At 64.1% G+C, this 4,995-nt stretch carries 3 protein-coding genes and 1 pseudogene; all 4 read right to left on the bottom strand.

The window, feature by feature from the left end; all coding sequences use genetic code 11:
* Positions 1 to 92: 92 nt before the first annotated feature.
* A pseudogene (locus tag ACZ7NC_RS44425) lies at positions 93 to 299 on the bottom strand (IS630 family transposase); the annotation flags it as partial.
* A 6-nt stretch (positions 300 to 305) separates the two neighbouring features.
* The gene (locus ACZ7NC_RS44420) at positions 306 to 602 is read right to left on the bottom strand and encodes a hypothetical protein (RefSeq protein ID WP_471497835.1); all 297 of its coding nucleotides are present in this window, start codon (positions 600 to 602) and stop codon (positions 306 to 308) included.
* A gap of 1,532 nt (positions 603 to 2,134) precedes the next feature.
* Positions 2,135 to 3,172: a hypothetical protein gene (locus ACZ7NC_RS44415; protein ID WP_471497833.1), complete on the bottom strand. Its 1,038-nt coding sequence runs from the start codon at positions 3,170 to 3,172 to the stop codon at positions 2,135 to 2,137.
* Positions 3,173 to 3,176: 4 nt separating this feature from the next.
* Positions 3,177 to 4,871 (bottom strand): thiamine pyrophosphate-binding protein, encoded by a 1,695-nt coding sequence (locus ACZ7NC_RS44410; protein ID WP_471497830.1) that lies wholly within the window; start codon positions 4,869 to 4,871, stop codon positions 3,177 to 3,179.
* Positions 4,872 to 4,995: the final 124 nt, after the last annotated feature.

Below are 4,995 nucleotides of genomic sequence, written 5' to 3'. Positions count from 1 at the left end.
GCGCAATCCCCGCAACTACCTGGCCTTCCTCGGACTCGCAGCTGCCCTTTGCTGCTACAAGCGACTCGTCCGCCTCACCACATAGGACACGGTCTTATGGGTTGAAAGGAGACGCCCTCCTCGCAGAACAGGGTGTGAAGGTCCTCGTGGCTGATGTCATCGACCACCCCCTCGGCGACCAGGAAGTCGGCCAGTTTGGCCAGGCTCCACGTTGAAAGCGGCAGGCCGTGTTCGACTGGTTTCGACTTGGCGATTTTCTTGATCTCCCGGCGTTCCGGAAGCATGAAGGGCTTGGGCCGGAGGCGCTAGGTGTATTGACTCGGAGCATTGTTGAGGCCGGGGATGGGTGGCTGGCCGCCGAGTGCGGTGTGGCAGCGGTGTTGGTTGTGGGCGTGGGGAAGCCTGCCGGGGCTGCGGTGCGGTTGGCTGGCCCGCTCGTCGAGCAGGGTGTGGTTGAAGCATTCGACCTTGCCGCTGGTCTGGGTCCGGTAGATGCGCGTCAGTTTGCCAATGGCGCCGATCTGGGCGAGGGCTTTTCCAGGCCAGGCCCTTGCGGTAAGTCCACCCGCTGTTGCCGTGCGCGCGGCCAGCTGTACGACCACGGTGCCCTTCCGCACCGGACTCGAGGGACCACGATGCGGTCGTGACCGGTTCCGACCCTTCGTACAGCAACGGCCCCACCTAGGGAGTCAATACCAACACGGAACCGATCGCGGCAGAGGTACGGACGGGCAAGGGTGCACATCCGAGTCCGCCGCCCGGCTGACTGGGGCCGACTGGTTCGACACCGGCGAAATTACCGCCGCTCTTGGGTTGAGTAACTAGCCGGGCCCCAACGCGAGTTGTACGCCCCTATGGTTACTTGAAGGGACGGTTTCGGCGACTTTCCGGGGAGAGGAGTAGACGTCGGTACTAGCTCGTGCGTAGACCGTGGGGTGGTGCGGGATCGGGTGGTGGTGCGCCCGGGACCGGTGAGTTGTCTCAGCGGAGAAAGCCACCCGGCGGGGTGGTACCGAAGCCCCGTCCTCTGCGCACTTCGCCGTACCGATGTCTCCACCCGTGTGCGCTGGTTCGCGCCGGGTGTGCGCGAGTCACGAAGGGTGGGAAAGCTCTCCACTCACAGGCCAGTCACACACGCTTGCTTCCGGTCTGGCATCTTCAGTTGACTGCCATTCCGAATCCATTGGCCGCGGTCACCAGTGCGTGAAAAAGAGGGAGCGTAATCCTATGCAAGATCCTTTTGACGTTGCCGAGTCTTTATCCGGCCCGGGAACGGTCATGCTATTTCCGTCAGAAAGAGCTCTGCCCGCTGGATGGAGCGGCCTGTGGGCGTGGTCCGTAGTAATGGCGCGAGCTGCAGCGGCGTCTGCTTGTACAGCGACATTGGATGAGAAAGGCTGCGGGCTGGATATGGCAATCGGCCAAAGCGCGCCATGCCGCTCTAGGTACGCACTTCTTGCGCACCCATGATTGAGCATCGATCAGGGTTCGCGAAGGGTGACGCCGGTGATCTGGTACCAGACGGTGATGCAGTTGGTCATTTGGGTGCGGTCATCGGGCGCGGATGGAACGTCTCACGTTTGAAGGCGGTGTCGAAGGACCCGGCGAGCGCGTTGTCAGCTGAGCTGCTGACGGCACTCATCGGCTGGCGGACATTCGCTGCTCGGCAGGCGTCCGCGAACGCCCGACGGGTGTGCTGGGATCCGTGGCCGTGAGGAGTGATCACGATGGTGAGGCTACCGCGGGTCCGCTCGGCCGCCTCCAGGGCATCGGCGACCGGTTTCGGGTTCAGTTGGCGGAGGCATGCTTCTGCCCGGGCTGGGTCTCACTTGTGGCGCGTTCAATGCCTCCACGGGATGCCGGCTGTTTGACCGTGGTGCCACCTGTTGCGGGCGTGGTGAGGTGAGCCGCTCGCTCAGGCCCTCCGATGGCTCCGGTGCCGCCGGTGCGTCGCTGTTCGTTCAGGTCATAGTCAGTGTTCCGTGCGAGTGAGGAACTCCTGGGTGGACTGGAACGGCTCCGGGATCGGTGGAGGCGGGGGCATGGCCCGACTCCGCGCAACTCGGGATATGCCCGAGCCCCCATCAGACCCGGAGCGCTTCAGGTTCGGTGGACTGATCCTGGTTTGTGCGGCTCAAGCCTGCTTCTCCAGCAGAACCGCGCTGAGATGGAATCCTGTTCCTACAGCTGCGAGAACCACGTATGGAGTGTTGATTTCAGTGAAGTGGCGGGCGAGGTTGACGGGATAGGTGGCGAGGGTCATGTTGCCGAGATCCTGCAGTGATTCCAGGTAGGCTCCTGGGCCGATCTGCTTGGTCCAGTGGTCGAGCAGCCGACGTGAACCCTGGTGCGTGATGAGAGAGACCTGGCTGCCGCAAATGCCGTTACGGGTCAGCAGATCTTTCACCAGGTCAGGCAGCCCGTCGTGCAGAAGGTTTTGGTAGACCTCGCTGCCGGCCGCCTCCATGCTGTAAACGGGCGTTGGGAGCCTGTGGCTGTCCAGAGGCAGGTGCGCGCGGCCGTCGACGTCTGTGAGCCGCACTTTCATGGTCATGCTCAGATACTGGGAGCTGTGGGTGGCCGATGCGTGGTCCATCACCCGCAGCTTCCCGCGGGGGCCCACGACCGTTGCGGCCGCCGCGTCTCCCACAGCGAAGGCATGCCCCTTGGAATAGTCGACGTGCCGTGTCCAGTTCGATCCGCATACGACCAGCACGTACTGCGCACCGCCGGCTGCCACGGTCTCTGTGGCAAGCACGAGACTCGTCGGGAAGTTGGAGAACTCACTGTTGACCGGGACCACCATTGACTCTTGCGGCAGTCCGAGCATGTGGTGGATCTCGTAGAGAGGGTTGGGTGTCAAGTGAGTGGGAACGGAGGCATAGCCGTAGAGCCGGTCCACCGCCTCCGGCTCGACCCCGGACTGCGCGAGAGCTTGACGTGCAGCGACGGCCATGTGGGTCTCGATGCGTTCTTCGGCGGACAGGTGGCGCCGCTCCTTCGACCCGGTGAAGAACGCAAGATTGTCGAAGGAATGGCCTGCCTTGTCCCCGTCACGCCGGATCCGGTCGAATACGGGATCGTCATTGTGGCGGATTCCGAGCGGCAGCGAGTAGCCGCAGCCGAGAATTCCGGGCATGTGAGGTGGCCGGACGGCCGAGGCATTGGACATTTGCTCACCCTGCCGTGCCATTGGCGGACTGCGAGGCGCGGTCGAATGCGGCGCGTAGTGTGGTGATCCTTCCGGCCAGTGCCCAGGGGACTTCGTCGGCATCGACCCGTACGTCGATGGCCGAGGGTCCCGGGGTGGCCAAGGCCTTGAGTAGGGTTTCTTCGAAGTGTGCCAACGAGTGAACGACATGGCTCGCGGCACCCAAGGCCTGGGCGATCATGACGACATCCAACGGTTTGCTGTACATGGCGCCAACAGAGCGGCCGAATAGCCCCTGCTGTACGTTGAGGACCATTCCGTTGCCCGCGTTGTTCAACACAACCCAAATAACCGGCAGCTTCAGTTCAGCGGCGGTGTGAATTTCCATGCCGGTCATGGCGAACGCCGCGTCTCCGGTCAAGGCCACGACGGGTCGGTCGCCTGCGGCGATCTGTCCTCCGATCGCGGATCCCGCGCTACTGCCCATCGAGGCAACATTGAGGGAGACGTGGATAGTCCCAGGAGGGCGGCTCACGAAGTGCTGTCCCAGCCAACTCAGACAGTTGCCATTGTCGGCGAACACGATGGTGTCGACCGGCAGGAGCTTGCTCATCGCATCCAGGACCGCTGAAGCCCGCAATTGGCCGCGGTCGTTCAGGGTAGCGGGTGGTGAAGGACAGGCAACAGGGGAGGCCTTCGATGCCGGCGTAGGGCGGAATCCCGCCAGCAAGACGTCCAGCACGGCACGCGCATCACCCGGGACGAAGACGTCCGCTTCGAATCCCGCGCCCGCGCAAAGCGGATCGACGTCGATACGCAACAGCCGACGGCTGTGCACCAGACGAGGCTCCCAGCCCTGTGTGGCAAGCTCTCCCAGTGCGCTTCCCACAACGAACACGGTGTCCACACCGGCAGCGAGCACCGTCTCGTGTGCGCGGGCGGTGCCGCCGAAGCCGAAGACACCAGCCGAGAGCGGGTGATCTTCGGGGAAGACGCTCTTACCCTTGAGAGTAGTGGCCACCGGCCAGGACAACATTTCTGCTAGCCGGACCAGCTCGGGGCCGGCCCCGGCGAGCTTGGCGCCCTGCCCTGCCAGCACCACACCGCGGTCGGCGGCCCTTACGGCATCAGCGAGTTCACCCACAGCCGATGGGTCTGGAGCCGCCACGCCGGGGCGCCGGAGATCGGGCAGAGCAACTGGCTTCAGGCGCCCTGTCAGTACATCCGCGGGCAAGCTCAGGTGAACGCCCCCCGGCCGACCCGCATACGCCGTACGCACCGCCAGCGCCAGCAACCGGGGTACTTGCTCAGGGCGGACGGCCAGAGCCGACAACTTCGTGGCAGACCTGAAAGCGTCGACGGTATCGACACTCCAGCCGCCCCCACTGCTGTCTTGGAGGCCGCCTCGTCCGAAAATCGAGGAGTCGACCTGCGCGGTCAGCGCAAGGACAGGCACACTGTCGGCGGTCGCACTTGCCACGCCGGTCAGGGCATGAAGAGCACCTGGCCCGGTCGTCGCGCACATGACCCCGAGCTTGCCGGTGATTTGGGCGTAGCCCAAGGCCATGAATGCGGCCGCTTCTTCGTGCTTGGCCAGGACGGGCTCGATGCCCGGACAGTCCTCGATCGCTTCGTACAGGGGCAGAAGGGGCCCGCCAGGCACGCCGAAGACTCGGGTAACGCCTGCTCGGGACAGCGCAAGCACCACGAACGCGGCCACCGACCGGGAGTCGGCTAGGTCCAGGTCAGGGCAATGCCAGTGAATTAGCAGAACTCTGCTGGTCAGCAGCCCGCTGATGGTCGGTTTGGGCTGATTTCATCCTTGGTGACACTGGGTAGTTCGT

This window comes from Streptomyces sp. NPDC111802 (assembly GCF_055634335.1).
The sequence above is the reverse complement of the archived record's forward strand: the minus strand, read 5'-3'. Positions and strand labels throughout refer to the sequence as shown.

Coding starts and splice junctions, on each gene's coding strand:
- ACZ7NC_RS44415 (WP_471497833.1), bottom strand. CDS start 3,172: ATGTCCAATGCCTCGGCCGTCCGGCCACCTCACATGCCCGGAATTCTC.